Source organism: Methylomonas stagni (assembly GCF_050154735.1).
GTDB classification, from domain to species: domain Bacteria; phylum Pseudomonadota; class Gammaproteobacteria; order Methylococcales; family Methylomonadaceae; genus Methylomonas; species Methylomonas koyamae_A.
In genome coordinates this window covers 3,769,122-3,795,882 of sequence record NZ_CP189557.1, presented here as the reverse complement: position 1 = coordinate 3,795,882, position 26,761 = coordinate 3,769,122, and the positions used below count along the sequence as shown (strand labels likewise).

24 protein-coding genes and 2 pseudogenes are annotated in these 26,761 nt (G+C 55.3%); 8 read left to right on the top strand and 18 right to left on the bottom strand.

Annotation, left to right across the window (positions count from 1 at the left end):
- Position 1 precedes the first annotated feature (1 nt).
- The 14 genes and pseudogenes from glmU to mnmG all read right to left on the bottom strand — a co-directional run bounded on the left by glmU (position 2) and on the right by mnmG (position 12,852).
- Complete coding sequence (gene glmU, locus ACP4CD_RS17445) at positions 2–1,423, bottom strand: bifunctional UDP-N-acetylglucosamine diphosphorylase/glucosamine-1-phosphate N-acetyltransferase GlmU (protein WP_426991837.1); 1,422 nt, start codon at positions 1,421–1,423, stop codon at positions 2–4.
- 71 nt (positions 1,424–1,494) lie between these two features.
- Positions 1,495–1,917, bottom strand: a complete 423-nt coding sequence (locus ACP4CD_RS17440) for a F0F1 ATP synthase subunit epsilon (RefSeq protein WP_064028288.1) — start codon at positions 1,915–1,917, stop codon at positions 1,495–1,497.
- A 22-nt stretch (positions 1,918–1,939) separates the two neighbouring features.
- Complete coding sequence (gene atpD, locus ACP4CD_RS17435; RefSeq protein WP_064028291.1) at positions 1,940–3,313, bottom strand: F0F1 ATP synthase subunit beta; 1,374 nt, start codon at positions 3,311–3,313, stop codon at positions 1,940–1,942.
- Positions 3,314–3,359: 46 nt separating this feature from the next.
- Positions 3,360–4,222 (bottom strand): annotated as a pseudogene (gene atpG, locus ACP4CD_RS17430) (F0F1 ATP synthase subunit gamma).
- A gap of 11 nt (positions 4,223–4,233) precedes the next feature.
- Positions 4,234–5,775, bottom strand: a complete 1,542-nt coding sequence (gene atpA, locus ACP4CD_RS17425; RefSeq protein WP_064028295.1) for a F0F1 ATP synthase subunit alpha — start codon at positions 5,773–5,775, stop codon at positions 4,234–4,236.
- A gap of 21 nt (positions 5,776–5,796) precedes the next feature.
- Positions 5,797–6,327: a F0F1 ATP synthase subunit delta gene (locus tag ACP4CD_RS17420; protein ID WP_064028297.1), complete on the bottom strand. Its 531-nt coding sequence runs from the start codon at positions 6,325–6,327 to the stop codon at positions 5,797–5,799.
- A 3-nt stretch (positions 6,328–6,330) separates the two neighbouring features.
- Entirely contained in the window at positions 6,331–6,804 is a 474-nt protein-coding gene (locus ACP4CD_RS17415; protein ID WP_064028299.1) for a F0F1 ATP synthase subunit B, read from the bottom strand.
- 78 nt (positions 6,805–6,882) lie between these two features.
- Positions 6,883–7,167 carry a F0F1 ATP synthase subunit C gene (gene atpE, locus ACP4CD_RS17410; protein ID WP_064028301.1) on the bottom strand — a complete coding sequence of 95 codons (285 nt, stop codon included), beginning with the start codon at positions 7,165–7,167 and terminating at the stop codon, positions 6,883–6,885.
- Positions 7,168–7,209: 42 nt separating this feature from the next.
- Complete coding sequence (gene atpB, locus ACP4CD_RS17405) at positions 7,210–7,977, bottom strand: F0F1 ATP synthase subunit A (protein ID WP_064028303.1); 768 nt, start codon at positions 7,975–7,977, stop codon at positions 7,210–7,212.
- 16 nt (positions 7,978–7,993) lie between these two features.
- On the bottom strand, positions 7,994–8,362 hold the full coding sequence (locus tag ACP4CD_RS17400; RefSeq protein ID WP_071160758.1) for an ATP synthase subunit I: 369 nt from the start codon (positions 8,360–8,362) through the stop codon (positions 7,994–7,996).
- 373 nt (positions 8,363–8,735) lie between these two features.
- A complete protein-coding gene (locus ACP4CD_RS17395) occupies positions 8,736–9,557 on the bottom strand; it encodes a ParB/RepB/Spo0J family partition protein (RefSeq protein ID WP_426991836.1) in 822 nt (273 codons plus the stop codon).
- A gap of 28 nt (positions 9,558–9,585) precedes the next feature.
- Positions 9,586–10,362 carry a ParA family protein gene (locus ACP4CD_RS17390; protein ID WP_071160760.1) on the bottom strand — a complete coding sequence of 259 codons (777 nt, stop codon included), beginning with the start codon at positions 10,360–10,362 and terminating at the stop codon, positions 9,586–9,588.
- Positions 10,355–10,981 (bottom strand): 16S rRNA (guanine(527)-N(7))-methyltransferase RsmG, encoded by a 627-nt coding sequence (gene rsmG / locus ACP4CD_RS17385; protein ID WP_064028311.1) that lies wholly within the window; start codon positions 10,979–10,981, stop codon positions 10,355–10,357. Before rsmG ends, ACP4CD_RS17390 begins: the two co-directional genes overlap by 8 nt.
- The gene (gene mnmG / locus ACP4CD_RS17380; RefSeq protein WP_426994704.1) at positions 10,981–12,852 is read right to left on the bottom strand and encodes a tRNA uridine-5-carboxymethylaminomethyl(34) synthesis enzyme MnmG; all 1,872 of its coding nucleotides are present in this window, start codon (positions 12,850–12,852) and stop codon (positions 10,981–10,983) included. Before mnmG ends, rsmG begins: the two co-directional genes overlap by 1 nt.
- A gap of 65 nt (positions 12,853–12,917) precedes the next feature.
- Here mnmG and ACP4CD_RS17375 point away from each other — a divergent pair, with 65 nt between their 5' ends.
- From ACP4CD_RS17375 to ACP4CD_RS17345, 7 genes and pseudogenes are all read left to right on the top strand, one after another.
- On the top strand, positions 12,918–13,166 hold the full coding sequence (locus ACP4CD_RS17375) for a DUF7230 family protein (protein ID WP_064028349.1): 249 nt from the start codon (positions 12,918–12,920) through the stop codon (positions 13,164–13,166).
- A 58-nt stretch (positions 13,167–13,224) separates the two neighbouring features.
- Positions 13,225–13,833 carry a GTP cyclohydrolase II gene (gene ribA, locus ACP4CD_RS17370; RefSeq protein ID WP_064028315.1) on the top strand — a complete coding sequence of 203 codons (609 nt, stop codon included), beginning with the start codon at positions 13,225–13,227 and terminating at the stop codon, positions 13,831–13,833.
- Positions 13,834–13,837: 4 nt separating this feature from the next.
- Positions 13,838–16,220 (top strand): annotated as a pseudogene (locus ACP4CD_RS17365) (Lon protease family protein).
- 32 nt (positions 16,221–16,252) lie between these two features.
- Positions 16,253–19,660, top strand: a complete 3,408-nt coding sequence (gene hsdR, locus ACP4CD_RS17360; protein WP_426991835.1) for a type I restriction-modification system endonuclease — start codon at positions 16,253–16,255, stop codon at positions 19,658–19,660.
- Between the two features lie 136 nt (positions 19,661–19,796).
- Complete coding sequence (locus tag ACP4CD_RS17355; protein WP_426991833.1) at positions 19,797–21,299, top strand: N-6 DNA methylase; 1,503 nt, start codon at positions 19,797–19,799, stop codon at positions 21,297–21,299.
- Positions 21,296–21,961 (top strand): restriction endonuclease subunit S, encoded by a 666-nt coding sequence (locus tag ACP4CD_RS17350; protein ID WP_426991832.1) that lies wholly within the window; start codon positions 21,296–21,298, stop codon positions 21,959–21,961. The genes ACP4CD_RS17355 and ACP4CD_RS17350 overlap by 4 nt, the downstream gene beginning before the upstream one ends.
- Positions 21,906–22,658, top strand: coding sequence for a restriction endonuclease subunit S (locus ACP4CD_RS17345; RefSeq protein WP_426994703.1), 753 nt, complete (start codon positions 21,906–21,908; stop codon positions 22,656–22,658). The genes ACP4CD_RS17350 and ACP4CD_RS17345 overlap by 56 nt, the downstream gene beginning before the upstream one ends.
- Before the next feature lie 248 nt (positions 22,659–22,906).
- Here ACP4CD_RS17345 and ACP4CD_RS17340 read toward each other — a convergent pair whose 3' ends face one another.
- The 3 genes from ACP4CD_RS17340 to ACP4CD_RS17330 form a co-directional block, all read right to left on the bottom strand.
- Positions 22,907–23,467: a hypothetical protein gene (locus tag ACP4CD_RS17340; protein ID WP_426991830.1), complete on the bottom strand. Its 561-nt coding sequence runs from the start codon at positions 23,465–23,467 to the stop codon at positions 22,907–22,909.
- 294 nt (positions 23,468–23,761) lie between these two features.
- Positions 23,762–24,598: a matrixin family metalloprotease gene (locus ACP4CD_RS17335; protein WP_426991829.1), complete on the bottom strand. Its 837-nt coding sequence runs from the start codon at positions 24,596–24,598 to the stop codon at positions 23,762–23,764.
- Between the two features lie 230 nt (positions 24,599–24,828).
- Positions 24,829–25,350, bottom strand: a complete 522-nt coding sequence (locus ACP4CD_RS17330; RefSeq protein WP_426991828.1) for a GNAT family N-acetyltransferase — start codon at positions 25,348–25,350, stop codon at positions 24,829–24,831.
- 232 nt (positions 25,351–25,582) lie between these two features.
- On the opposite strand from ACP4CD_RS17330, the gene ACP4CD_RS17325 reads away from it, so the two are divergent.
- Entirely contained in the window at positions 25,583–26,203 is a 621-nt protein-coding gene (locus tag ACP4CD_RS17325) for a zinc ribbon domain-containing protein (RefSeq protein ID WP_426991826.1), read from the top strand.
- 13 nt (positions 26,204–26,216) lie between these two features.
- Here the strand turns inward: ACP4CD_RS17325 and ACP4CD_RS17320 are convergent, their stop codons facing one another.
- On the bottom strand, positions 26,217–26,690 hold the full coding sequence (locus ACP4CD_RS17320) for a hypothetical protein (RefSeq protein WP_426991824.1): 474 nt from the start codon (positions 26,688–26,690) through the stop codon (positions 26,217–26,219).
- Positions 26,691–26,761 lie beyond the last annotated feature (71 nt).

Below are 26,761 nucleotides of genomic sequence, written 5' to 3'. Positions count from 1 at the left end.
ATTATTTCTCCGGCCGACTGCTTTGTTGGGAGTGCGGAGCACTGTCTGTTTCAGGGCCCGCTTGTTTAACCGGTCTTTGCCAACCGGCGATACTGACTTGCTTGACGCGGCTTAGGGTCAATTGCTCGGCGGGGGTGTCCTTGGTAATCGTCGAACCCGCACCTATCGTGGCGTTTTTGCCGACTCTGACCGGTGCCACCAATTGCGAGTCGGAGCCGATGAAGGCGCCGTCTTCGATGACGGTTTTGAATTTATTCACCCCGTCGTAATTACAGGTAATGGTGCCGGCGCCGACGTTGACCTTGCTGCCGATTTCGCTGTCGCCAATATAGCTCAAATGGTTAATCTTGCTGCCGACGCCGACGTCGGCTTTCTTGATTTCGACGAAATTGCCGATGTGGACCTGCTCGGCCAAGCGGGTTTGCGGTCGCAGACGGGCGAACGGGCCGATCCGGCTGCCGGCGCCGACTTCGGCATCCTCGATGACGCTGCTAGGCAGAATTTCCACGCCTTCGCCGATAGTGGCGTTCTTGATGATGCAATTTGCGCCGATCTTGACGTTGGAGGCAATGCGGTTCACGCCTTCGAAGATCACGTTGATGTCGATGTCGATGTCTTGACCAAGCTCGGCGAAAACGCCGCGCACGTCTAGGCGAGCCGGATCCCGCAAGGTCACGCCTTTCTCCATCAGCGCCTGGGCTTGTTCGCGTTGGTAAACCCTTTCCAAATGGGCCAATTGCGCGCGATTATTGACACCCAGCACTTCGTCGGCACTGGCGGCCTGACTGGTTTCTATCGTCAAACCGTCGTCTACCGCCATTTCGATAATGTCGGTCAGATAGTATTCGTTCTGGGCGTTGTTGTTGGACAGCCGTGCCAGCCACTGCTTGAGCTGGCTGCCCTTGCAAGCCAGGATGCCGGTATTGCCTTCGTTGATTTGCGCCTCTGCCTCGTTGGCGTCTTTTTGTTCGACGATCTTGATGACCGCATGATCCTTGTCGCGGACGATGCGGCCGTAGCCGGTAGGATCGTCCAAAGTCACGGTCAGCAACGCCAATGAAGTCAGACTGGCTTTGCGCAACAGGGTTTGTATCGTCTGCGTTTTCAGCAACGGTACGTCGCCGTATAGGATCAAGACGGTATCGCCGTCTTCGACATGGTCGATAGCTTGCTGTACCGCGTGACCGGTGCCAAGCTGCTGCTTTTGCTCTATCCAGGTGGCGTCCAACGCATTCAAGGTTTGTTTAACCGCCTCGCCACCGTGGCCGTAGACGATAAAGATTTGATTGTCCTCTAGCCCGCGGCTAGTTTGGTATACGTGCTCCAGCAATGCCCGGTTGGCGATTTCATGTAGCACTTTGGGCCGAGCCGAACGCATCCGCGTACCTTGGCCGGCGGCGAGTATTATGGTTTTTATCGACATCGTGATTCCTAAAACAAAAAAGCCCGATGACGTCTAGCGCCATCGGGCTGTATTTTTACGCGATTCCGAGCTTACGCGCCACGTTTTCTTAATCTATCCAGAGTCCGTAGCTTCATGACCGCGTCGGCCAATTCGGCCTGCGCGAGGGCGTAGTCGATTTTACCGCTCTTGTCGGACAGCATTTCCTCGGCTTTGGCCTTGGCTTGCAAGGCGGCGGCTTCGTCAATGTCCTTGGCCCTAATCGCGGTGTCGGCCAATACCGTGGCGACATGCGGCTGCACTTCCAGGAAGCCGCCGGTAATGTAAAACGCGTGCTGCTCCTTGTCGCTGATCTTGACCCTGACTTCGCCAGGTTTCAATTTGGTGATCAGCGGTGCGTGCCGCGCCGCGATACCGACATCGCCCATTTCGGCCGGCGCGAACAACATTTCCGCCAAACCGGAATAGATTTCCTGCTCGGCGCTGACTATGTCAACATGGATGGTCATTACCATGATCGAACCCTCCTATGCCGAGTTACATGTTTTTGGCTTTTTCGATGGCTTCGTCGATTGTTCCCACCATATAAAAAGCTTGTTCGGGCAAGCTGTCGTACTCGCCGCTGATAATGCCTTTGAAGCCGGCGATGGTGTCTTTCAAGGACACGTATTTGCCGGGCGAACCAGTAAATACCTCGGCCACGAAGAACGGTTGCGACAGGAAGCGTTGCACTTTACGCGCGCGAGCCACCGTCAGTTTATCTTCTTCGGACAATTCGTCCATACCCAAGATGGCGATGATGTCACGCAACTCTTTATAGCGTTGCAAGATACCTTGCACGGTTCGGGCGGTTTCGTAATGTTCCTGGCCGATCACCAGCGGGTCCAACTGACGGCTGGTGGAATCCAGCGGATCGATCGCCGGGTAAATACCCAACTCGGCGATTTGACGGGACAATACCACGGTCGCGTCCAAGTGAGCGAACGTAGTGGCTGGCGACGGGTCGGTCAAGTCGTCGGCCGGTACGTAAACCGCTTGGATAGACGTGATAGAACCGGTTTTGGTCGAGGTAATCCGTTCTTGCAGAACGCCCATCTCTTCGGCCAGGGTCGGTTGGTAACCTACCGCGGAAGGCATACGGCCCAACAACGCCGATACTTCGGTACCGGCCAGGGTATAACGATAAATGTTATCGACGAAGAACAACACGTCACGGCCTTCATCACGGAAAAACTCCGCCATGGTCAGACCCGTCAACGCAACGCGCAAACGATTTCCCGGTGGCTCGTTCATCTGTCCGTAAACCAACGATACTTTGTCGATAACGTTGGAATCGGTCATTTCGTGATAGAAGTCGTTACCTTCGCGGGTCCGCTCACCCACACCGGCGAATACCGAATAACCGCTGTGCTCGATCGCGATGTTACGGATCAATTCCATCATGTTGACGGTCTTACCTACGCCCGCGCCGCCGAACAGGCCGACTTTACCGCCTTTGGCGAACGGGCAAACCAAGTCGATCACCTTGATGCCGGTTTCCAGCAACTCATTGGCTGGCGCTTGATCGGCGTAAGAGGGCGCGTCGCGGTGGATAACCCATTTTTCTTTCTCGCCGATAGGCCCTTTTTCGTCGATGGCGTCGCCGAGGACGTTCATGATACGGCCCAGCGTGGCTTGGCCGACCGGTACCTTGATCGCTTCACCGGTGTTGCTGACGCCGGCGCCGCGTTTCAGACCGTCGGTAGAACCCATCGCAATCGTGCGAACCACGCCGTCGCCCAATTGTTGCTGGACTTCCAGAACCAGACCGCCGTCAACATTCAACGCGTCGTATACTTTCGGCAGGTTTTCGCGCGGAAATTCCACGTCGACGACCGCTCCGATGATCTGAACGATTTTACCCAAACTCATTATGTCGTCCTCTTTAAAAATCTATCTAAAACTTGTCTTGAAAGGCCTAAACGGCGGATGCACCGGCAACGATCTCGGAAATTTCCTGGGTGATGGCGGCCTGTCTGGCTTTGTTGTAAACCAGTTGCAATTCCTTGATGATGTTTCCGGCATTGTCGGAAGCACTCTTCATCGCCACCATCCGGGCGGCCTGCTCGCAAGCGTTGTTTTCCACCAAACCTTGAAACACTGTGGATTCGACGTAACGAATCAGCAAACTGTCCAGAACGTCCTTGGCATTGGGCTCGTACAAATAATCCCAATGGCCGGACAAAGCCGGTTCCAACTCGCCGACTTGCACCGGCAGCAGTTGTTGCAGCACCGGTTTCTGCGTCATCGTGTTAACGAAATCGTTGCTGATCAGAAACACTTGGTCGATCCGGCCGGCTTCGTAGGCATCCAGCATGATTTTCACGGTCCCGATGATGTCGGTTTGGTGCGGCGTATCGCCGAGCTTGGTTGCTTGACCGATCAGGTTGGCATTCAGCAGGTTGAAAAACACGGCCGCCTTGCCGCCGATCGCGCACACATCGACTTCGATGCCGTTAGCGCGCCATTGCTGCATTTCGACCAAGATCTTCCTGAACAGGTTGGCGTTCAAACCGCCGCACAAGCCGCGGTCGGAACTGACCACGATAATGCCTACCCGCTTAACCTCGCGTTCGATCAGGAACGGATGTTTATATTCCGGATTGGCATAGGCCAGATGCCGAATGATCTGACCTATTTTTTTGCGTAAGGCCGGGTTGCTTGCATGCGGTCCTTGGTTTTCCGCATCTTGCTCGCCGCCACCATTTCCATGGCTCGGGTGATCTTCTGAGTATTTTTGATACTCGCGATCTTGGTACGTATCTCTTTGCCAACAGCCATGTGCGGACCCTTTACCAGCTACCGGTCTTGACGAAACGCTCGATGGCGCTGTGAATGCCTTTTTGAATTTCGTCGTTGTAGTCGCCTTTCTCGTTGATTTTAGCCATCAGCGCGGATTCTTCGTTGCGCATGAAATCCAGCAGCGCCGCTTCGAACGCACGGACTTGCTTGACTTCCAAGCTATCCAGGAAACCGGAGTTCGCCGCGTATAACGAAACACCCATTTCGGCAACCGACATCGGCGCGTATTGGTTTTGCTTCATCAACTCGGTGACGCGTTGGCCGCGCTCGATTTGTTTGCGAGTGCTTTCGTCCAAATCGGATGCGAACTGGGCGAAGGCCGCCAACTCGCGGAACTGCGCTAAGTCCAGACGAATACCACCGCCCAGTTTTTTGATGATCTTGGTTTGCGCCGCGCCGCCAACCCGCGATACCGACAGACCCGCGTTGACCGCCGGACGAATACCTGAGTTGAACAGACCGGTCTCCAGGAAGATCTGGCCGTCGGTGATCGAAATCACGTTGGTTGGAACGAAGGCTGAAACGTCGCCGCCTTGGGTTTCGATGATCGGCAGAGCGGTCAACGAACCGGTTTTGCCTTGTACCTTGCCGCCGGTTAGCTTCTCGACTTCAGCCGCATTGATGCGGGCCGCGCGCTCCAACAGGCGCGAGTGAATGTAGAACACGTCGCCAGGATAGGCTTCGCGTCCTGGCGGACGGCGCAGCAACAGGGAGATTTGACGGTAGGCCCAAGCTTGCTTGGTCAAGTCGTCGTAAATGATCAGCGCGTCTTCGCCTTTATCGCGGAAGTACTCGCCCATCGAGCAGCCGGTGTACGGCGCGATGAATTGCAGCGCGGCGGATTCCGAGGCTGACGCCACGACGATAATGGTGTGATCCATCGCGCCGTGTTCTTCCAATTTACGTACCACGTTGGCGATAGACGAGCGTTTTTGCCCGATCGCAACGTAGATGCATTTAATACCGGTACCTTTTTGATTGATGATCGCGTCGACGGCAATTGCTGTCTTACCGGTTTGACGGTCACCGATGATCAGCTCCCGTTGGCCGCGGCCGACCGGAATCATCGAGTCGATCGCTTTCAAGCCGATTTGGACCGGTTGATCAACCGATTGACGGGCAATAACGCCCGGAGCGATTTTTTCGATCGGCGAGCTCAAGGCGGTATCGATCGGACCCTTGCCGTCGATCGGATTACCCAACGCGTCGACCACGCGACCCAACAGCGCGTCCCCAACCGGCACTTCCAAAATCCGGCCGGTGCATTTGACGGTGTCGCCTTCGGTGATGTCTTGATAACCGCCCAACATGACCACACCGACGGAATCGCGTTCCAAGTTCAATGCCATGCCATAAGAGCCGCCGGGAAACTCCAGCATTTCGCCTTGCATTACTTCCGACAATCCGTGAACCCTAACGATACCGTCGGTCACACTGACCACGGTACCTTCCGTATGGGCTTCGAGGTGGGCGTCGAAATTTTCGATCTTCTTCTTGATCAGATCACTGATTTCTGATGGATTTAATTGCATGTTATTTTCCCGCTCTAACTCTTAAAGTCTTTTGGCTAATTGATGAAGCTGGCCTCTGACGGAACCGTCGATGACTTTATCGCCGGCTCTGGCGAGTATGCCCCCAATTAACGATTTATCGACAGAAACGGCAGCGTTGACTTTTTTGTTCAAGACTTTTTCAAGCATGGCGACATATTTGCCTTGCTCGGCCTTGCTCAACGCGTATGCACTGTACAAGTCGACATTGACATAGCCTTCGTCGTCGGCTTTGTGCTGTTCGAACATTGTCGCAATTTGCGGCAACAGCGACAGCTTGTCGTTGTCTATCAGTATCTTGATCAGATTTTTCGCTTCATCCAGAACATGGTCTCCGCAAATGTCGAAAACCAAGTTCGTAATGTTCTGTTTACCCACTCTAGGGTTATTCAAAATGTCGGACAGGGCCGGTTCCCGCAGCGCCAAAGACAAAAAAGCCAACGAATCGGACCATGCGGCGACAGCGTCGCCCTCCTTGGCACGCTTGAACACAGCTTCGGCATAAGGTCTTGCTAGTGTCGCTAACTCAGCCATGGCCTAACCCAATTGGTCCGCTGCTTTGCTGAGAATATCCTGATGCTTGGCCTTGTCGATTTCTTCTTTCAATATCTGTTCGGCCGCGCGCAACGCCAACGAGGAAACTTCCTTACGCAGACTTTCCCTGGCTTGCAGCAATTCTTGCTCGATTTGGGCCTTGGCCGCTTCCAATAACCGTTCGCCTTCTTTTTTGGCTTGGTCCTTGGCATCCTCGACTAACAGGTTGGCGCGCTTTTGAGCGGCACCGACAATCTCGGAAGATTGCTCCTTGGCTTCCTTCAAGATGGATTTGGCTTTTTTCTCGGCCAATTTGATTTCTTCTTGGCCTCTCTCGGCCGCCGCCAATCCTTCGGCGATCTTTTTTCTGCGCTCTTCCAAAACGCCCAATAGGTATGACCAGACGTACTTCTCGGTGAACCACACCAGAAGCGCGAAGGTAATCATCTGCCCGATTAGGGTTAGATTGATACTCATGAATGTTCCTCGTTATACCGTTGCCCGATTGATTATTGAGGTAAGGCTATGCCGTAACCCCGATCGACAATCTTGCAATTAGCCAGCAACCGCTTGAACAGCCGCCAGGAACGGGTTTGCAAACGCCAACATCAACGCCAGACCCACACCGATCATCGCTACCGCGTCCAACAGACCGGCGATCAAAAACATTTTGCCTTGCAGCATCGGCACCAATTCAGGTTGGCGAGCGGCGGCTTCCAGGAATTTACCGCCCAACAGACCGAAACCAATCGCGGTGCCAATGGCGGCCAAGCCGAGAATAATGCCCACTGCGATTGCGGTAGAGGCTTGAACATTGGCAATTAATGATGCGATTTCCATAGTGTCTCCTAATAAAAGGTAAGTAGTTATAAAGTGAATGAATTAGTGGTCTTCGTGGGCCAAACTCAAATAAACGATAGTCAGGACCATGAAGATGAAGGCTTGCAGCGTGATAACCAGAATGTGAAATATCGCCCAAGGAAAACCCAAGATCGGTTGTATCGCCGGCGGCAGCAACGCGATCAGAATAAAGATCAATTCGCCGGCATACAAGTTACCGAACAACCGCAAACCCAGAGAAATCGGCTTGGCCAGCTCTTCCACGGTTTTCAGGATCAGGTTGAACGGAATCATGACCGGATGATGGAAAGGCGTCAGCGTGAATTCCTTGATGAAACCCAATACGCCCTTAATCTTGATGCTGTAAAAGAAGATCAGCACGAATACGCTCAAAGACAGTGCGAAGGTGCCATTCAAATCGGTACTCGGTACCACGCGCAAATAGGGGATTCCCATCCAGCCGCCCAACATTGGCAACAAATCGACTGGCAACATGTCCATCGCATTCCACAGGAATACCCAACAGAAAATCGTCAACGCCAGTGGAGCAATCAATTTGCTACGGCCGTGAAACGTGTCCTTCACCTGGGTATCGACGAACTCGATCAACAGCTCGGCGAAATTCTGCGCCAAGCCCGGCACTCCGGTGGTTGCCTTGCCGACGACGGTCTTAAAAAAGCCCAGAAATAAACCACCCAATACGGCCGAAAAAAACAGAGTATCCAGATGTAGAGCCCAAAAACCCTCGCCAACCGACAGCGGAGTCAAGTGATGGACTATATAACCCGTCGCGCCACCTTCACTAGCCATTTTTCCTCGCAAAAATCTAAATGCGCCACGTCAGCAGCGCAAACCAAAATACCGATAATACTGCAATGTAACCCAACAGCAGCATCAAAAAATCGATGACGGGAATCTGTAACGCCAAGATGAACAGCGCCGCTGTCAAAGCCAATTTGATCGTTTCACCCGAATAAAAGGCATTCACAACTTTTCTGGCGCCGGCATGTCTGACAAGATGCAGCCGGTAAGCAAAATACAGATTCGGTATCAATGCCACCAGACCACCCAACAAAGCCGACAGCGCGGATTTCCAAGCGCCCATCAATAAAAATCCCGATGCCACCAATGTGGCCATCAGGACCTGTCCAAGCAAGACTTTTCCGACAGTAGAAAACGCATTTCCAACTGCCATCCGTTTCCCCTTTTCTTTTAAGCCGAGGGATTATATCCAGCCCTACCCGCTAAAGCAAGGTAAGGGCTTGGGAAGCCCCGCTCCAACCGGCCCCCAGAAACCACAACAATCATCTGTGATTTTAGGTTTTCGGAGTATAAGCAACTGTCATGCCAGCACAACTAAGCCGGTTTTCCTGACTATTCCAACGCATTCCTTGTTGCGAACCCTACAATTTCACCAGTCCGATGGCGTAAGCCCGACACTGAAAGCTTCTCGTCCAAGACATCTGCCGATTGAAGACAACCAATCCTCTCAGACCCACTCCTGGACCGCCAAGCCGATCCCCCACGCTGCCCGCGCGGCTCTCGAATCGGTCCGATAGAGCTCGTTGTTAGCCTATCCGGCCGATAATCCCCTCCAGCTCTTCCAAACTACTGTAATTGATCACTAGCTTACCCTTGCCGTTGCTTTGGTGATTGATCTCGACCTTCGCTCCGGTTCGCTCGGACAATTCGCGTTGCAATCTCAAGGTGTCCGGGTCGACCTTCTTGGCGACGGCCGGCTTTTCGTCGTGCAGTTCGCGCACCAGTTTCTCGACGGCGCGCACGGTCAGATGCTGTTTCACAGCCTTGTTGGCGATTTCGACCTGCTTGGCTTCGTCCAAGCCCAACAGGGCGCGGGCATGACCCATTTCCAATTGTCCGCGCGCCAGCATGGTTTTAACCTCGCCGGCGAGATCCAGCAAACGCAGCAAATTGGTCACCGTGGTCCGAGATTTGCCGACCGATTCGGCGATCTGCTGATGCGTCAATTCGAATTCGTCGAGCAAACGATGCAAGGCCTCGGCTTCTTCCAGCGCATTCAAATCCTCGCGCTGGATGTTCTCGATCAAAGCCACTGCCATCACCGAGCGATCATCGATGTCCTTGACGATGACCGGCACCTCGGCGAGTTCCGCCAACTGAGCGGCGCGCCAACGACGCTCGCCGGCAATAATCTCGTATTTATCGCCATCGGTCTTGCGTACGACGATCGGCTGAATGATGCCCTGCGCGGCAATCGAATCCGACAGTTCCTTCAGTTTTTCCGGGTCCATGTCTCGGCGCGGCTGGTATTTGCCGCGCTGCAGAAATTCGATGGGGAGTTTTTGCACGTCTTGCGGCTTCTCGGCGCCGGCTGGCGGCGATACCACGTCGCCGAGCAGCTCGCTCAATCCCCGGCCTAATCCGCGTTTTTTTGCATCATGATTTGGCAGCCTTGTGTTTTCGTATCAGTTCGCCGGCCAACGCGATATAGGCCACCGCGCCGCGCGAAGCCTTATCGTAGGTCAGCACCGGTACGCCGTGACTCGGCGCTTCGGCCAGCCGAATGTTTCGGGGTATCGTGGTCCTGAACACCTTGTCACCGAAATACTCGATCAATTGGTCGGACACATCCTTGCCCAATCGACTGCGATTGTCGACCATGGTGCGCAGGATGCCTTCCAGATGCAGGCCGGGGTTGACGCTGTCGCGGATGTTACGCAACGTGGACATCAGCGACGACAAGCCTTCCAGCGAGTAATACTCGCACTGCATCGGAATCAGTACGCTGTGGGCGGCCACCATGGCGTTCAGCGTCAACATGTTCAAGGACGGCGGGCAGTCGATCAGAATGTAATCGTATTGCTCCTTGACCGGCAACAAGGCGTCGGCCAGCCGCCGCTCGCGGTGCTGGGCACCCATTAATTTGACTTCGGCGGCGGTCAGATCGGCGTTGCCGGGAATCAGGTCAAAACCCAATTCTTTGTTTTTCAGAATGATGCCGGAGACCGGCACCTCTTCCAGCAGCAATTCGCAACTGGAATATTCCAGCTCATCCTTGTTCACGCCGCAGCCCATCGCCGCGTTGCCTTGCGGATCGAGGTCGATCAATAACACCTTACGCTTGGTGGCGGCCAAGGCCGCCGCCAGATTGACGCTGGTCGTGGTTTTGCCGACCCCGCCCTTTTGATTGGTAATCGCGATAATCTTAGCCATGCTTGATTCCTTGTACCCGAATCAGACAACGCTCGGCGTCTATGCCGGGCACCGTCAGCGGTATCAGTTGAGTTTCGGCGTCGATTCCCGCCAGTTCGTCGCGCGGATTTTGGCCCTTCATCGCCAGCAGGATACCGTCTTCGGCCAGTAAATGGCCGGTCAGCGCGACGATGTCGGGCAACGAAGCGAAAGCGCGAGTCAACACCGCATCGAATCCGGCATCCGGCGCCCATTGTTCGACTCGCGCATGCACGACGTCGACATTGCCCAGCTTTAGTTCCAGCGCTGCCTGTCGCACGAAACGAGTTTTCTTGGAATTGGAGTCAACCAGCGTAAAACGGCAATCCGGCCGGCAAATCGCCAGAGGAATACCCGGCAAACCGGCACCGGTGCCGATGTCGGCGATTCGGGTCGGTTTCAAATGCGGCAGAATCGCCAAACTGTCGAGCAAATGCAGACTGACCATCTCCAACGGATCGCGCACGGCGGTCAGATTATAAGCCTTGTTCCACTTAACCATCAGTTGGATGAAGCGCAGCAGTGCGTCGATCTCACTGTCGCTGGTCGGCAAAGCCAAGGCCGTCAAGCCTTGCAGCAGTTTTTCCCGGCAAGCATCCATCAGGCGCTTTTCTTTTTAAGATGCACCAATAACAGCGAAATTGCCGCCGGGGTGATGCCGGGAATCCGCGACGCCTGGCCCAGGGTTTCCGGCCTTTGTTTTTTCAGCTTCTCGCTGACTTCGTTGGACAGTCCAGATACCAGACTGTAATCGACGTTTTCCGGTAGCTTCAAATGCTCGTAGCGCTGAGTTCGGTTGATCTCGGTTTGTTGGCGGTCGATGTAGCCGGCGTATTTGGCCTGGATCGCCACTTGCTCGGCGACTTGTTCGTCGATGTCGCCTTCGTCGCTGAAATGCTGCAATAAATTGTCGACGTCCACTTCCGGCCGGCGCAGCATCTCCATCAGACTGGCTTCCTTGACCAGTTTTTTGCCCCAGATCTGCTCGGCCAGCGCGGCCTCGTCGCTTTCCGCGCGTATCCATTTCTTCGCCAGTTTGCCTTGCAGATTGGCGATGGCTTCGCGCTTTTCTTCGAAGCGTTGCCAGCGGGCGTCGTCCACCAAGCCCAGCTCCCGGCCTTGTTCGGTCAAGCGCAAATCGGCGTTGTCCTCGCGCAGCTGCAGGCGGTATTCGGCGCGACTGGTGAACATCCGGTAGGGTTCGGCGGTGCCGCGAGTGATCAAATCGTCGATCATCACGCCGATGTAGGCTTCCTCGCGGCCGGGGCACCAACTTTCCAAACCTTTCGCCAATCTTGCCGCGTTCAAGCCGGCGATCAAACCTTGAGCGGCGGCTTCTTCGTAGCCGGTGGTGCCGTTGATCTGGCCGGCGAAGAACAGCGCATTCATATGCTTGGTTTCCAGCGAGGTTTTCAAATCGCGCGGGTCGAAGAAATCGTATTCGATCGCATAGCCAGGCCTGACGATTTCGGCGTTTTCGAAGCCGAGCATGGTGCGGATAAACCGATACTGAATGTCGAATGGCAGGCTGGTCGAAATGCCGTTCGGATAGACTTCGTTGGTGGTCAGACCTTCCGGTTCGACGAAAATTTGATGCGAATCGCGCTCGGCAAAGCGCACCACCTTATCTTCTATCGACGGGCAATAACGCGGGCCGACGCCTTCGATGATGCCGGAATACATCGGCGATCTATCCAGACCGGAGCGGATAATGTCGTGGGTTTGCTGGTTGGTGCGGGTGATATGACAGCAGATTTGCCTTGGATGCTGTTCGCGGCTGCCCATGAACGAAAATACCGGCAGCGGCGTGTCGCCGTGCTGCTCTTGCAATTTGCCGTAGTCGATGGTCCGGCCGTCGATCCGGGCCGGCGTACCGGTTTTCAAGCGACCGATGCGAAACGGGAGTTCGCGCAGGCGCTGTGCCAAATCGGTCGAAGCCGCATCGCCGGCACGGCCGCCACTATAATTTTCCAGTCCGATGTGGATGCGGCCGGCCAGAAAGGTACCGGCGGTCAACACCACGGCTTTGGCGCTAAATTCCAAGCCCATCTGGGTTTTAACGCCGGTCACCCGGTCGCCCTGCACGATCAAATCCGAAACCGTTTGTTGAAACAGCGCCAAATTCGGCTGATTTTCCAACGCGGAACGCACCGCCTGTTTATACAGCATCCGATCCGCCTGCGCGCGGGTCGCCCGCACCGCCGGACCCTTGCTGGCGTTCAGAATCCGAAACTGGATGCCGCCTTTATCGATGGCTTTGGCCATGACGCCGCCAAGCGCATCGACCTCTTTCACCAAATGGCCCTTGCCGATGCCGCCGATGGCTGGATTGCAGCTCATTTGCCCCAAGGTTTCGATGTTTTGGGTCAACAGCAGGGTTTGCGCGCCGGTGCGAGCCGCCGCCAGCGCCGCCTCGGTGCCGGCATGGCCGCCGCCGACCACGATCACATCAAAGTCTTTCTGGAATTTCACAGGCAATTCACGCTCGAATAGGGTTAAAATAACACGCTATTTTAATGGCTTACGGAGAAAAAAGCATGAAAAAACAAAAGCAGGGCAAGGGTTTGCATGAACCGCCCACCCATAACCCGGTCGCGAAATTCGCCCACCGTTACAACAAACACCAAATTTTCGCCGATAAACGCGCCTACCAACGCAAAGGCAAACACCGTGGGCAGGAGCCCTTTGCCATCGTTTCGGCCGAGCCGATGGCAAAGGGCTTAGCCGAACTAAGCCAGCGTGTTCCGACCCGCCTCGGGCCGGTCGGTTCCGCCAGACTACGCTAACCGCCCATCGAGACGATTCCGGCCGCCCCCTGGCCGTACTTTGAGGATTTCCCGCGCAGTGAAAGCAAGCATAGAAGACAAAGTTCAAACCCGAATTCCCACCAAACACGGCGAATTCATCCTGCACTACTACAGCAACAGTCTGGACGACAAGGAACACGTCGCCTTCGTCAAGGGCGAGGTCGCCGGCAAGGACGAGGTACCGGTACGCATACACTCCGAATGCTTCACCGGCGACGTATTGGGTTCGCGGCGTTGCGATTGCGGCGCGCAACTGGACATGGCGCTAGGTCTGATCGAGCAGGCCGGCTGCGGCGTGTTGATTTACCTGCGTCAGGAAGGCCGTGGCATCGGCCTGCTGAAAAAGCTGCAAGCTTACAATTTGCAGGATCAGGGGCTGGACACCGTCGATGCTAATATCAAACTGGGACATCTGGCCGACGAACGCCAATACGACATCGCCGCGCTGATTCTCAGCGCCTTACAAGTACGCTCGATCAATTTGATCACCAACAATCCGCAAAAAATCGACGAACTGACCAAACTGGGCGTAAAGGTTCACGACCGGATCGCCATCGAAACCCGGGTTCACGACGACAACGTCGATTATCTGAAAACCAAGGCTGAACGCATGCGCCACATGCTGAACATGCCCGACAGCGAATAAATCTATGCTGGACCATCTGAAACTGCCCGCGTCCGCGCTGAAGCTGACGTTAGACCTGCCGCACCCAACAGCCCCAAACCCGGCGTCCGGCATCCTCGGCCAACAACGCGCCCAATCGGCGCTGGCCTTCGGCATCGCGATGAAGGCACCGGGCTACAATATTTTCGTGATGGGCGAACCCGGCACCGGCCGACTGTCGATGGTCAGTCAATATCTCGGCGAACAGGCCGAACGCCAGGAATCGCCGCTGTCCTACGCCTATGTCGAGAATTTCGACAACCCGCGCGAACCGGTCGCTATCGAGCTACCGTCCGGCGAAGGCCATAACTTCGCCAAGGACATCGAAAAATTGATCGACGGCGTCCTGGCCACCTTTCCGGCCTCGTTCGAAATTCCCAGTTACCAGCAAAAAAACCGCGATCGAGCGCCGTTTCAGCCAACGCTATAACAGCGCGATCGATCTGGTTGACAAAAAGGCCCGCGAGATGGATGTCGCGCTTTACCGCGACAACGACGCCATCACCTTTTTGCCGATCCAAAACAACAAGGCGCTGGACGAGGAACAATTCACACTGCTGCCGCAAGCAGAGCGCGACGCCTTCCATCAACACACCGAGGAACTGGAAGAATATCTGAGCGAAGTGTTGCTGGAACTGCCGCAATGGCGGCGGGCATTGGTCGAGGAAATGCGCCAGCTCGACAACGACACCATCAAGCTGGCCTTGGAGCCGCTGTTGGCCGAATTGACAGGCACCTATCAGAACGTCGACGACGTCATCACCTATCTGGCCGAAGTCGAGAAAAACCTGAGTTTGACCATCGGCGACCTACTGATGCCCAGCCGCGGCGGCGAAGGCCGCGAATTCGTCAGCAAACGCCAAATCCTGATCGAGCAATATCTGCCGAATATTCTGGTCGATTGCAAACACGACGGCGTCGGCGCGCCGGTAATTTACGAACCTCATCCGATTTACCAAAACCTGTTCGGCCGCATCGAGTACGTCAGCGACCAAGGCACATTAGTCACCAACTATCGACGCATCTGTCCCGGTTCGCTGCACCGCGCCAACGGCGGCTATCTGATCCTCGACGCCGAAAAAGTATTGACCTACCCCTTTGTCTGGGAAGGCCTGAAACGGGCGCTGAAAGCGGGCAAAATCGAAATCGAATCGCCGTACTCGGAATTGGGCATCAACACCATCACGTTAAAACCGGAAGTGATTCCGCTCAACGTCAAGGTCATTCTGGTCGGCGATCGCGATATCTACTACCTGCTGGAAGAGCTGGATAGCGAATTCAACGAGATGTTCCGGGTGTTGGCCGATTTCGACGACCACATCAAACGCACGCCCGACAACGTCGGCCAGTTCGTGCAACTGCTGACCCGCCACGCCGCCGACTCCGGCGCCAAAGCCTTGACCGACCAGGCCTTGCTGAGGCTGATCGAACACAGTTGCCGTTTGGCCGAGGACCAAGGCCGCTTGTCGGCCCACGTCAATCAGTGCCTGGAAATCATCGCCGAGGCCAATTTACTCGCCGGACAATCCGGCGCCGACGACATCGGCAAACCGGAAATCGAACTGGCGCTGAGCGCCCGCGAGCAGCGCAACGGTCGTATCGCCGAGGCGATACTCGAGGAAATGCTGGACGGCACGATTTTGATCGATACCGACGGCCAAGCCATCGGCAAGGTGAACGGCCTGACCGTAATGGACATCGGCGGCAGCAGCTTCGGCGCGCCGGCCCGAATCACCGCGACCGTGCATCCCGGCTCGCGAGGCATCGTCGACATCGAACGCGAAGTCGAACTCGGCCAGCCCATCCATTCCAAGGGCGTGATGATCTTGACCGGCTATCTGGGCCATTGTTACGCCCAACAATTTCCGCTGGCGATCTCGGCCAGCATCGCGATGGAACAATCCTACGGCCACATCGACGGCGACAGCGCCTCGCTGGCCGAGTTGTGCTGCTTGATCTCCGCGCTGACCCGCACCCCGATCCGACAAGATTTGGCAATGACCGGCTCGATCAATCAATACGGGGAAGTGCAGGCCATCGGCGGCGTCAACGAAAAAATCGAAGGCTTCTTCGCGCTGTGCCAGGCACGCGGCCTGACCGGTACCCAGGGCGTGATCATACCAACCTCCAATAAACGCCATTTGATGTTGAAACAGGACGTCATCGACGCGGTGAAAAAAGGCCTGTTCGAAATTTACGCGGTGTCCAAGGCCGACGAAGCACTCAGTCTGTTAACCGGCCAGGACGCAGGCGCGATGAACGAAGCCGGGCAATATCCGGAAGGCAGCGTGAATTTCAAGGCCGTGGCCCGCTTGAAGGAAATTTCCGATCTGGCCTCCGACGACGACAAGGAAACCGAAACCGGTTAGCGCATGGGCTACATACAAAGGGAAAGTTGAAAATGGAGCTGAGTAATTTTGACTTTCTAAAGTACCACGACGAGTTGCTAGTGCGTCTGGCACAAACCGCCGAGGCCTGTTTCGTCCCCGATCCGAACACCACGCTTATCAAGATGCGTCAACTGGGCGAGGAACTGGCTAAAACCATCGCCTCCCGCGTAGGAGTGGAATCCGGCAGCGAGATTAAACAGGTCGATCTGTTAAAAGAGCTGGATTACACCCTCAAGCTGGACAAACAAGTCAAAGACGCTTTCCATACCCTGAGAAAGCTGGGTAATCCAGCAACCCACAACATAACCTCGTCTTCTCACCGCGATGCGCTCAAGGCCTTGCAGATTGGTCATGCGCTGAGCGCTTGGTTTCATCAGCAATTCGGTGGTGATAAAGCCAAAGGCTTCAAGCTAGAGCCTTTCCTAAAGCCGCAAGACCCTTCTGAAAAAGTTCGCCAACTCGAACAATCGTTACTGGAACTGCAAAAGCAAACCAAAACCACCGAAGACCGCTTAACCCTCGCCGAACAGCAAAAAGCTATCGAGGCGCAAAAAGCCGCAGCTGAGCAACAGCGCGCCGAACAGATGGCGAGTGACAGTAAAATCTGGGAGCAAATCGCCACCGAACACGAGACTAAACTGGCGGAATACCGCGCCAAAATGGACGCGGCCAATATCAAATACTTGGAACACTTTGCTCAACTGGAAAAGCCGCAGCAAGCCGAGCAAATCCGCCGCGTCGAAAAATCCACATTACAACTTAACGAAGCCGAAACCCGGGTATTGATCGATCAGCAACTGATCGAAGCGGGCTGGGAAGCCGATACCGTCAATCTCAGGTTTTCCAAAGGCGCTCGGCCGATACCCAACGCTAACCGCGCCATTGCCGAATGGCCAACCGATTCCGGCCCCGCCGACTATGTGCTGTTTATCGGCTTAACCCCGGTTGCCGTGGTAGAAGCCAAAAAGTCCGCCAAAAATGTCTACGACGACATCGGCCAGGCTAAGCGCTACGCCAAAGGCTTGCAGACCCAAGGCGCATTCACTATCGAAACCCGCTACGGCGAATTCAAAGTACCTTTGACCTTCGCCACCAATGGCCGCCCTTATTTGCAACAACTGCAACAGGAAAGCGGCATCTGGTTTCTGGATGTGCGCGACAACAGCAACCGCCGCAAAGTGTTGAAGGGTTGGTACACGCCACAGGAAATCAAAATCTATCTCCGGCAAACGCCTCAGCAGGCGGAAGCCGAGTTGGACGACATGGCGTTTGATTACCACCTGAAACTGCGCGACTACCAAGTTAACGCTATTAAAGCCGTCGAAAACAGCATTAAACAGGGCAAACAGTCGGCGTTAATCGCCATGGCCACCGGCACAGGTAAAACTAAAACCGCCATTGCCTTGATCTATCGCTTACTCAAATCCGAACGTTTTCGCCGCGTACTGTTTCTGGTCGACCGTGCCGCGCTGGGCATACAAACCACCGGCGACTTCAGCGAAGTCCGCCTGGAACACCTCAACACCTTTGCCGATACTTTCGATGTGATGGGCATGGAGCCCAACAAGCCCGTCAAACCCAATCCCAACGATGACACCAAGGTGCATGTCGCCACCGTGCAAGGCTTGGTGCAGCGCATTCTTTATCCCGGCGATAACGACAATAAACCCGGTGTTGGCCAGTACGACTGCATCATCGTCGACGAATGCCACCGTGGCTACTTGCTCGACCGAACACTCAGCGACACCGAAATTCTGTTCCGCGACCAGCAGGATTACCAATCCAAATACCGCGTGGCCATTGAATACTTCGACGCCTTCAAAATCGGCCTCACCGCCACTCCGGCGTTGCACACTACCGAAATTTTCGGACCGCCGGCCTTCACCTACAGCTACACCGAAGCGGTGTTGGACGGCTATTTGAACGACCACCTGCCGCCAATCCGCATTCATACCAAGCTCGCGGAACAAGGCATCAAATACGCCATCAATGAAGAAGTGAAGGTCTACGACGCCGAAAACAACAGCGTCGAAACCTACAACACCCCGGACGAACTCAACTTCGAGGTTGCCGACTTCAACCGCAAAGTCATCGCCCCGGAGTTCACCAAAGTCGTCACGCAATGGCTGATCGAAAGCGATGCGATCAATCCTTATTCACCGGCCAAAACCCTGGTGTTCTGCGTCACCGACAAACACGCCGACGACGTGGTGGAAGCCTTCAAAACCGCCATCGAAAACTACCACGGCGAAGTGGAAGACGACGCCGTACAAAAAATCACCGGCGCCAGCGACAAGCCCTTGGACAAAATCCGCAGCTACAAAAACGACCGCCTGCCTAACATCGCCGTCACCGTTGACTTGCTGACTACCGGCGTCGATGTGCCTAAAATTTGCAATCTGGTGTTTTTGCGCCGGGTCAATAGCCGCATTTTGTTCGAACAAATGCTCGGACGCGCCACCCGCTTGTGCCCGGAAATTGGCAAAGGCCCGTTTCGGATTTACGACGCGGTGGACATCTACAAACAACTGGAAAAAGTCAGCACCATGAAGCCGGTGGTGACCAACGTCGACATTCGTTTCAGCGATCTGGAAGCGGAAATGCGCCAAACCACCGCGCCCGATTTGCAAGACTTGGCCAGAAAGCAATTCATTGCCAAATTGCAGGTCAAAAAACAGTTCCTGACCGACGAGCAAGCCGACCAATTCGAAACCATCGTCGGCCAGTCGCCCGCCGAATTCGCCAAGCAACTGAAAACCATGCCGTTGCAACAGGTGGCGCAATGGTTTACACGGCACCCTGGCCTGGGGGAATTACTGGACGCTAAAATCACCGGCAACGGCGGCTTCATGCCACCCGTGGTGATTCATGAGGGCGACGACCATGTCACCAAAACTACCACCGGTTACGGCGAAGGCCAAAAACCGCAAGACTACCTGAATGCCTTTAAAGACTTCATCAACGCCAACAGCAACCGCTTAGCGGCTATCCAGACCGTCATCAACAAACCCTGGGGCTTGAGTCGGCAAAGCCTGAAAGAACTGGCCGTGGAATTAGACCGCAACCGTTTCCGCGAGCAAGACCTGCAAGCCGCCTGGCGCGATGTGAAACAGGAAGAAACCGCCGCCCGCATCATCGGCTTTATCCGTCAGGCCGCGCTCGGTGAAGCCTTGATTCCGTGGGAACAACGGGTTGATCAAGCGTTGGAAAAAATCCTGAACAGCCAACCTTGGAAAACCCCGCAACGTGAGTGGCTGCAACTGATCGCCCAGCAAATGAAAGCCACCACCATCGTCGATGAAGCTGCGCTCAACCAAGGCATTTTTAAGCATCAAGGCGGCATTAAACGCGGCGACAAATTGTTCGAGCAGCCGGTGGCGGAGGTATTGGAGCGATTTAATAAGGCCTTGTGGCAATGAGTTTTCTACGTTGCACGGCAATTAAACGTAGGGCGGATAAGCGTAGCGTCATCCGCCGAATCCAGCCGTCTGGTGGATGGCGCTGCGCTTATCCACCCTACAAACCTTTTTAAACATCAATCGATAAAACAAGCTTATGAGCACCCAAGACCTGGTCGCCAAACTCTGGAATCTGTGTAACCTGCTGCGCGACGATGGCGTGACTTACCACGAATACATCACTGAACTGACTTTTCTGGTGTTCCTGAAAATGGTCGAAGAAACCGGCCAGGAAGAACATATTCCGCATGGCTACCGCTGGGCTGATCTGGAAGCCTGCAACGCCGCCACCCGCCTGGAACACTACAAAAAACTGCTGCTGCACTTGGGCACTAACGGCTCCACCATTACCCAGGCCATCTACAACAATGCCAACACCGTCATTCGCAAACCGGCCACCCTCAACAAGCTGGTCACCGAAATCGACAAGCTGGACTGGTACAGCGCAAAAACCGAAGGCCTGGGCGATATGTACGAAGGCTTGCTGGAAATCAACGCTACCGAGAAAAAATCCGGTGCCGGGCAATACTTCACGCCACGGGTATTGATCAACACCATGGTAGAGCTGATGAAACCGACATTGGACGATGTGATTGTCGATCCCACCGCTGGCACCGGCGGCTTTTTGATCAGCGCCCACCATTACATCCAGCAACACCACGACATCAGCGCCCTTAACGAATTCGACTACGACCAATACCAGCACAAGACCTTTTACGGCATGGAGTTGGTGCCGGATACCCGCCGACTGGCGATGATGAATCTGATGCTGCACGACTTGGCCATCGACGACCAAAATGCCGGCATTCTGTTTGGCGATACCCTCAGCAACGAAGGCAAACAACTGCCGCCAGCCAGCCTGATCCTCGCCAACCCGCCGTTCGGCACCAAACAGGGCGGTGGCATACCCACCCGTGATGATCTGGTGCATTACACCAGCAACAAACAACTGGCGTTTCTGCATTTGATGTATCACGTCCTACTTAACCCCGGTGGCCGCGCCGCCATCGTCTTGCCGGACAACGTGCTGTTCGAAGCCGGCACCGGCAAAACTATCCGCCAGGACCTGATGGAAAAATGCAATTTGCACACCATCCTGCGCCTGCCCACCGGCATTTTTTACGCGGCAGGCGTGAAAACCAACGTGCTGTTTTTCAGCAAACCCCAAGACCCGAATAAAGACAAGGGCAATACCCAAAAACTCTGGGTCTACGACCTGCGCGCCAACATGCCGCAATTCGGCAAGCGCACGCCGTTTACCGCCCAGCATTTACAAGAGTTCCGCGAAGCCGTCGGCGATGACCTGACCCACGTGGACGAAGCGGAGCGCCAAGCGTTTATTGATCGTCATTCCCGCGAAGGCGGGAATCCAGATGCTTGCCGCCTGCGCTGCTTCAGCCGCGAACAAATCCGCCAGAAAGACGATTCGCTGGACCTGGCCTGGATACGCGACGACAGCGCCGAAGACAGCGCCAGCCTGCCGGAACCGGATGTGCTGATTAGCGAAGCATTGGAAGAAATGGCCGGAGCGATGCAGGGTTTGCAGGCGATTTTGGTGGAATTGGGAGCGGCGGAAGAAGGCGAGGAAATTCTGTTATGAGCGAGCTTCCAGCAGGGTGGACAACATGCCCAATCAAAGAAATTGCGACTATTCAGAGCGGGATAGGCTTTCCAGAAAAATATCAAGGAATAAACGACGAAAAATACCCTGTTTATAAAGTAGGTGATATATCCAGAGCATATTTGAATGCTAATGGTTTATTAGCCTTAGCAGCAAACTATGTTTCCGACGAGATTGCTACTGAATTGAAAGGGAGAACCTTTCCAATCGGCTCAACGGTGTTTGCAAAAATTGGAGAAGCGTTAAAGTTAAATCGACGGGCGTATGTCATCAAGGAAGGGCTAGCTGACAACAATGTAATGGGCGTTATTCCAGATTTATCGGAAAGTAATAAATACATTTATAGATTTCTTCAAAATTTTAATATTGCAGCGTTGTCTCGCTCGACAACGGTACCTTCTATTAGAAAGTCGGATTTAGAAGAAATTGAAGTATGGTTGCCCCCTAAACGAACAAATCCGCATCGCCGACAAACTCGACAGCGTGCTCGCCAAAGTCGATGCGGCCCAGGCGCGGCTGGAAAAAATTCCCACCCTGCTCAAACGCTTCCGCCAATCCGTCCTCGCCGCCGCTACCTCGGGGGAGTTGACGAGGGAGGTCGCCGGCACCTCCCCCGAAAACGGTGCTACAGTAAAATTTGAAGAAATTCTGAAAAATAGAAAGCAGCTTTCCTATGGTGTCCTTAAGCCAGGTGATTATCAAGAAAATGGCATTCCCATGATTAGGGTAATGGATATTGGAGAATGGGGGCGATTTAATAAAACCGAGATTTTTAAAATATCAAAGGAATTATCCAAAGAATATAAACGAACAATTGTTGATCGGGGTGATATTGTTCTATCGGTTATGGCTACTATTGGAAGGGCTGCAATTGTGTCTGATGAGTTGTCTGGTGCTAATGTTAATCGCGCATTAGCTGTAATAAAGCTAGCAGATAACGTTATTTCTGAATATGTATTACTTCAATTACTTTCACCATCTTTTCAGGAGGCGTTTGTTTCTAGACAAATTGGGTCTGCGCAGAAACGTATTAACTTGGCCGACCTCAGACAATTCGAAATATGTATCCCTCCTATTAGAGTTCAAAAAGAAATCGTCCGCCGAGTAGAATCCCTGTTCGCCCAAGCCGACGCCGTCGAAAAACAATACCTTGCCGCCAAACAACGCCTGGACCGCCTGAGCCAATCGCTATTGGCCAAAGCCTTTCGCGGCGAACTGGTGCCGCAAGACCCCACAGACGAACCCGCCGCCGAATTGCTCAAACGCATCCAGGCCGAGCGCCAGCAGCAAACTGTCGATAAGCCAAAGCACAAAAAAATTAAAAACACAGACAGCTAAACCCTATTCAGCCGACGACCAGGAAACCGAAACCGACTGACACCGCTAGACTACCGCCAAACTTAGCGTCGGGCGGCAAGCGCCTTCCCCGGCTCGGCTTGCGCGGCGGCGGGGAAGGCTCCAGTAGCTAGGCCGAACGTCTCCCGCCGAGCAAGCGCAGCATCGCGATACCGGACAGCATCAATGGTAACGCGGCGGGTACCGGGACCGTCGCGATACCTTCCCGGAACCACAGATCGAACGGCGCCTCACTGCCCGCGTAAACGCCCCCCGAAATACGGCTCGCCTTGCGCATAGGCATCGATTTTAAACCCGGTACCGAAGATGCCCAGGTCCGAGGACTCGGCACCGTTGCGGAAAACTTCCCACACGTAAGTATTGCCGGCCGTCAAACCGACCGGCGCGGCGAAATTGAAACGCACCAATTCCGGCGCATGAAAAGGCCGCGACTCCGGTTGATCGGCAAAAAACACCGTCTCGCTGACGCCCAGAATCGTGCCGCTAATGTCGGCTTCGCGAATTCTGAGCGCAATGTCGTCGCCGGCTCCGAAATCCGGATTTTGGTCGTTGATCATCAACTCGACGAAATCCAGCGACGCCAGACCGGGCCGGAAGCTTTGCCCGATCGGGCCGGCGTTGAGGGTAAAACCGCCGGAAACGGTGCTGTCGTTGGCTTGATCGACAATATCGGCCAACGCCGCCCGACTCGACAAACCCAGCGTTAATGCCAATCCCAGCGTAAACAAACCGGCCTTGCAAACCGGCGCTATCCAGCGCCCCGCGCCGGTGTCGGAATAGAGGTAATCCATGATATTTCTCCCGTCAATTCTAAGAACCGGCCGTCGCGGCCGACATGAGTTCACGCCAACGCGACCATCACCGAAACGGGCTTAGGCGAGACACCGGCGAACCACGTAAACCGTGTATTCCATCGTCTCGAATCGTTAGCGTTGGGAAGTGTAAAAAGACGGGGGCCGGTTGGCGGTGAACTATTTCACCGCCAACCGGCGAATACTGCACTTTGCCGCCGCCGAGCAAATACCGGGCGCCAAAGTCATCGGAAAGAGAAGGTCGCCCGACCGGTGGCCGGTGGCCTTCAGGGATTAAACCATCCGGCGTTTTCGGCGACCTGCCAAAACTCCGAACAAACCGCTTGCAAACAACCCGGCCGCCGCCGGCAACGGTACCGCGGCCGGCGCGCCGTACAAGTATTGCGCGCCGGCGATGTCGTCGGCGTCCAATTCGCGATTGATTCGGAACCAGCAGGCCGAATCGACGACCTGCATCACCGGACAACCGCCGCCGACCGGCGGGTGTGCCAAGCCGAGCGCATGCCCCATTTCATGCAGCAACAAACTCTCGAAATCGTTAGGCGCGGTGGAGGCGCTGGGGAACAAATCGCCATCGTTACCCGGTTGGAACGCATAAAACGAGTTAGCCGCGAAGATGATGTCGCCGCTACCGGTGCCGCCGTTGGGCGGTGGCGCGTAGCCGACCGCGCCGCCGCCGGAACTGAAATCGAAGGCGCCGATGCGGATATCCGGCGTACCGGCGCCGGCGTGATTGATCGGCAAACCGGAATCGGACAGCGGCCCGACAAAGCTAATGTTGGCAACGCCGGCCCATTTGTCGAACGCCGCCTGGATGTAGCCCACCAAATCGGTCAACGGTGTCAGCGTATAACCGGTGCCGGGTGAATTTTCAATCCAAATTGACGTTTTCGCGGTACCGGAGCAGGCGCTATCGCAATAAGCCGAACCGGCCGTGCCTTCCGGAATGAAGCCCCAAGTCACGCTGCCGCCGGGGGTACCGGGCGTATTGTCGCCACCCCATTTCAAAACGCCGCCGTTGCCGTCGGGAAATGTCGCGTAAGCCTGAGCGGCCCCGGACAATACCGCCAAACCCAAACCGACCACCATTGCATATGATCGATAACCCATAAATACCCCCTCCAAAACAAAAACTCATGAAAGCGCCGGCGAAACCGACACCGAAACTGAGCCGGGCGCGGGCCGCTCGGCACCAGATACTCCGGTTCCAGGCCGGCATCGACGCGGGCCAACCGGTTTTTACTTGACGCACATCACAAAATTTGCCGCGCCAGTGCGCTCTATAGCACGTTTTTTAAAAAAATCAAAAATTTTTGCTTGACCGTGCCTAGCGTTTGGCGTCAGATCGGCTTTTCCAGCCGCTCCAAGCTCAAGTCGGTCACCTTAGGCTGCCAAAGCATTGGATTTTCCGGGAATGGGAGCAGAACGCCCGTGCGCCGATAACCGCGGCGCTGGTAATACGCTAGCAATTCGGCGCGGCGTGGAATCACGAACATCGCGAAACGTTCGATCGCCCAAGTTCGCGCCGCCAAGTCTTCGGCGGCGCCCAACAAGCGCCGGCCCACGCCCCGGTTCTGCCGCGCCGGATCGACCGTAAGCATGCCTATCTGGGCTTCGCGATCGGCCAGGCGCACTTGCACGCAAGCCACCAGCCGGTCGGTTTCGAAACCGGCAACCATTAATACAGCGGGGTCCGTCAGCACGGCCGTCAGCTCCTCGGCATCGGTGCGCTTGCCGTCCAGCAAATCGGCCTCGGTGGTCCAACCCAAACGGCTGGCCTCGCCGCGATAGGCTGAATTGACTAAATCCGCCAAGGCTGGGGCATCGTGAAGTTGAGCACGCAGGAAGGTCAGTGGGAACATACGGTGATCTGGCGTTGAGAAATTGCCGGCACTCGGGCCGGGTCGGGAATTGCTGCTAGGCTAGACGATAACCAGACCGCACTCAAGCGCATGTTTTCGGGAGCCCGCCGTGGACACCTGCCCTAAATGCCAACACGCCCTAGCACAACCCGCCCCGACCATCTGCCCCCACTGCGGCGTGGTGTTCGAAAAGTATTTGCGCTATCACGCGGATCCAAACCGGCCAGCCCCGATGCCAACCACTCGGGTCGAATTTGCGCCAACGCCCTCGGCCGATTGGCTCTCGGATACCTATGCCGACAGCGAGTTCGCCTTCTGGGGCAGAGCGCTATTGCTCGCGTTGTTCGCGCTATGGAGTTGGATATTGATCGTTCCGCCGATTGCCGCTAACGCCGCCGGCTCGTCGTTTTTACATTTGGTCAACCTGCCTTTCCACGAAGCCGGCCATCTCATTTTCCGACCCTTCGGCGCCTTTGTCACATCGCTGGGCGGCACATTGGGCCAGTTGCTGATGCCGACGATTTGCATGGCAACCCTGTTCATAAAAACCCGCGACCCGTTTGGTGCCGCGCTGTGTTTGTGGTGGCTGGGCGAAAATTTTTTGGACATCGCCCCTTACATCGACGATGCTCGGGCCGGGCAACTGCCGTTGCTGGGCGGCAACTTCGGCCATTCCGCACCTTACGGCTTTCACGACTGGGAATATTTGCTAACCGAATCCGGCCAGCTGGCCCACGATCACGCCATCGCCAAATTTTCCAAATTCGTCGGGTCGCTGACGATGCTGGCGGCACTGGCCGGCGGAAGCGCTATTCTGGTTCGGCAGCGCGCCATCCTGGCGGCGCGGCGCTAACCGAGCCGGACTGTTAACGCTTCAGCCAGGTTTTCACCCGGTCCTTAACTCGCTGTTTGGCGATTCTGGACCAACGGTACAAGGCCGTCTCGGCGATTTTGGCGTGCGCCCAGCGTAACCAGCCGGTAATCGTGCCGTACAGCCAGGCCAATACCGCAAAACTCAGCAATTGCGGCTTGGTCAGAGTGAACACGCGCGCCACCAACAACGTACCCAACAATTTGGCGACGATTTCCAGTACCAAACCTTGCAGCAACAAACCGTGCAGCAGCAACCACAGCGCCGCCAGATTCAACGGCGTAACCAGTAAAATCGGTACGGTAATGGCTATTAGCGCGACACCCGGCGAGCAGCGGCTTAGCCAGCGTTCGATGCGTTCCAGGCCCAGCGCCAGCGCCAGATAGTGGCCGCAAGCGGATAGAAAATCCCACAGCCATTCCTCGACGATCAGCGCGACGGCCAACAAGGTCAGCAATAATCTGTTCATGATTTCCTCGGGATGCCGGTATCGCCGACCACTATAACCGATCGCGGCCCAAGCCGTCCGCAGTCTGCAAT

Bases quoted from the DNA above. Each gene is read 5' to 3' on its own strand.
- glmU (WP_426991837.1), bottom strand. From the start codon at position 1,423: ATGTCGATAAAAACCATAATACTCGCCGCCGGCCAAGGTACGCGGATG.
- ACP4CD_RS17440 (WP_064028288.1), bottom strand. From the start codon at position 1,917: ATGGTAATGACCATCCATGTTGACATAGTCAGCGCCGAGCAGGAAATC.
- atpD (WP_064028291.1), bottom strand. From the start codon at position 3,313: ATGAGTTTGGGTAAAATCGTTCAGATCATCGGAGCGGTCGTCGACGTG.
- atpA (WP_064028295.1), bottom strand. From the start codon at position 5,775: ATGCAATTAAATCCATCAGAAATCAGTGATCTGATCAAGAAGAAGATC.
- ACP4CD_RS17420 (WP_064028297.1), bottom strand. From the start codon at position 6,327: ATGGCTGAGTTAGCGACACTAGCAAGACCTTATGCCGAAGCTGTGTTC.
- ACP4CD_RS17415 (WP_064028299.1), bottom strand. From the start codon at position 6,804: ATGAGTATCAATCTAACCCTAATCGGGCAGATGATTACCTTCGCGCTT.
- atpE (WP_064028301.1), bottom strand. From the start codon at position 7,167: ATGGAAATCGCATCATTAATTGCCAATGTTCAAGCCTCTACCGCAATC.
- atpB (WP_064028303.1), bottom strand. From the start codon at position 7,977: ATGGCTAGTGAAGGTGGCGCGACGGGTTATATAGTCCATCACTTGACT.
- ACP4CD_RS17400 (WP_071160758.1), bottom strand. From the start codon at position 8,362: ATGGCAGTTGGAAATGCGTTTTCTACTGTCGGAAAAGTCTTGCTTGGA.
- ACP4CD_RS17390 (WP_071160760.1), bottom strand. From the start codon at position 10,362: ATGGCTAAGATTATCGCGATTACCAATCAAAAGGGCGGGGTCGGCAAA.
- rsmG (WP_064028311.1), bottom strand. From the start codon at position 10,981: ATGGATGCTTGCCGGGAAAAACTGCTGCAAGGCTTGACGGCCTTGGCT.
- ACP4CD_RS17375 (WP_064028349.1), top strand. From the start codon at position 12,918: ATGAAAAAACAAAAGCAGGGCAAGGGTTTGCATGAACCGCCCACCCAT.
- hsdR (WP_426991835.1), top strand. From the start codon at position 16,253: ATGGAGCTGAGTAATTTTGACTTTCTAAAGTACCACGACGAGTTGCTA.
- ACP4CD_RS17355 (WP_426991833.1), top strand. From the start codon at position 19,797: ATGAGCACCCAAGACCTGGTCGCCAAACTCTGGAATCTGTGTAACCTG.
- ACP4CD_RS17350 (WP_426991832.1), top strand. From the start codon at position 21,296: ATGAGCGAGCTTCCAGCAGGGTGGACAACATGCCCAATCAAAGAAATT.
- ACP4CD_RS17340 (WP_426991830.1), bottom strand. From the start codon at position 23,467: ATGGATTACCTCTATTCCGACACCGGCGCGGGGCGCTGGATAGCGCCG.
- ACP4CD_RS17335 (WP_426991829.1), bottom strand. From the start codon at position 24,598: ATGGGTTATCGATCATATGCAATGGTGGTCGGTTTGGGTTTGGCGGTA.
- ACP4CD_RS17330 (WP_426991828.1), bottom strand. From the start codon at position 25,350: ATGTTCCCACTGACCTTCCTGCGTGCTCAACTTCACGATGCCCCAGCC.
- ACP4CD_RS17325 (WP_426991826.1), top strand. From the start codon at position 25,583: ATGCCAACCACTCGGGTCGAATTTGCGCCAACGCCCTCGGCCGATTGG.
- ACP4CD_RS17320 (WP_426991824.1), bottom strand. From the start codon at position 26,690: ATGAACAGATTATTGCTGACCTTGTTGGCCGTCGCGCTGATCGTCGAG.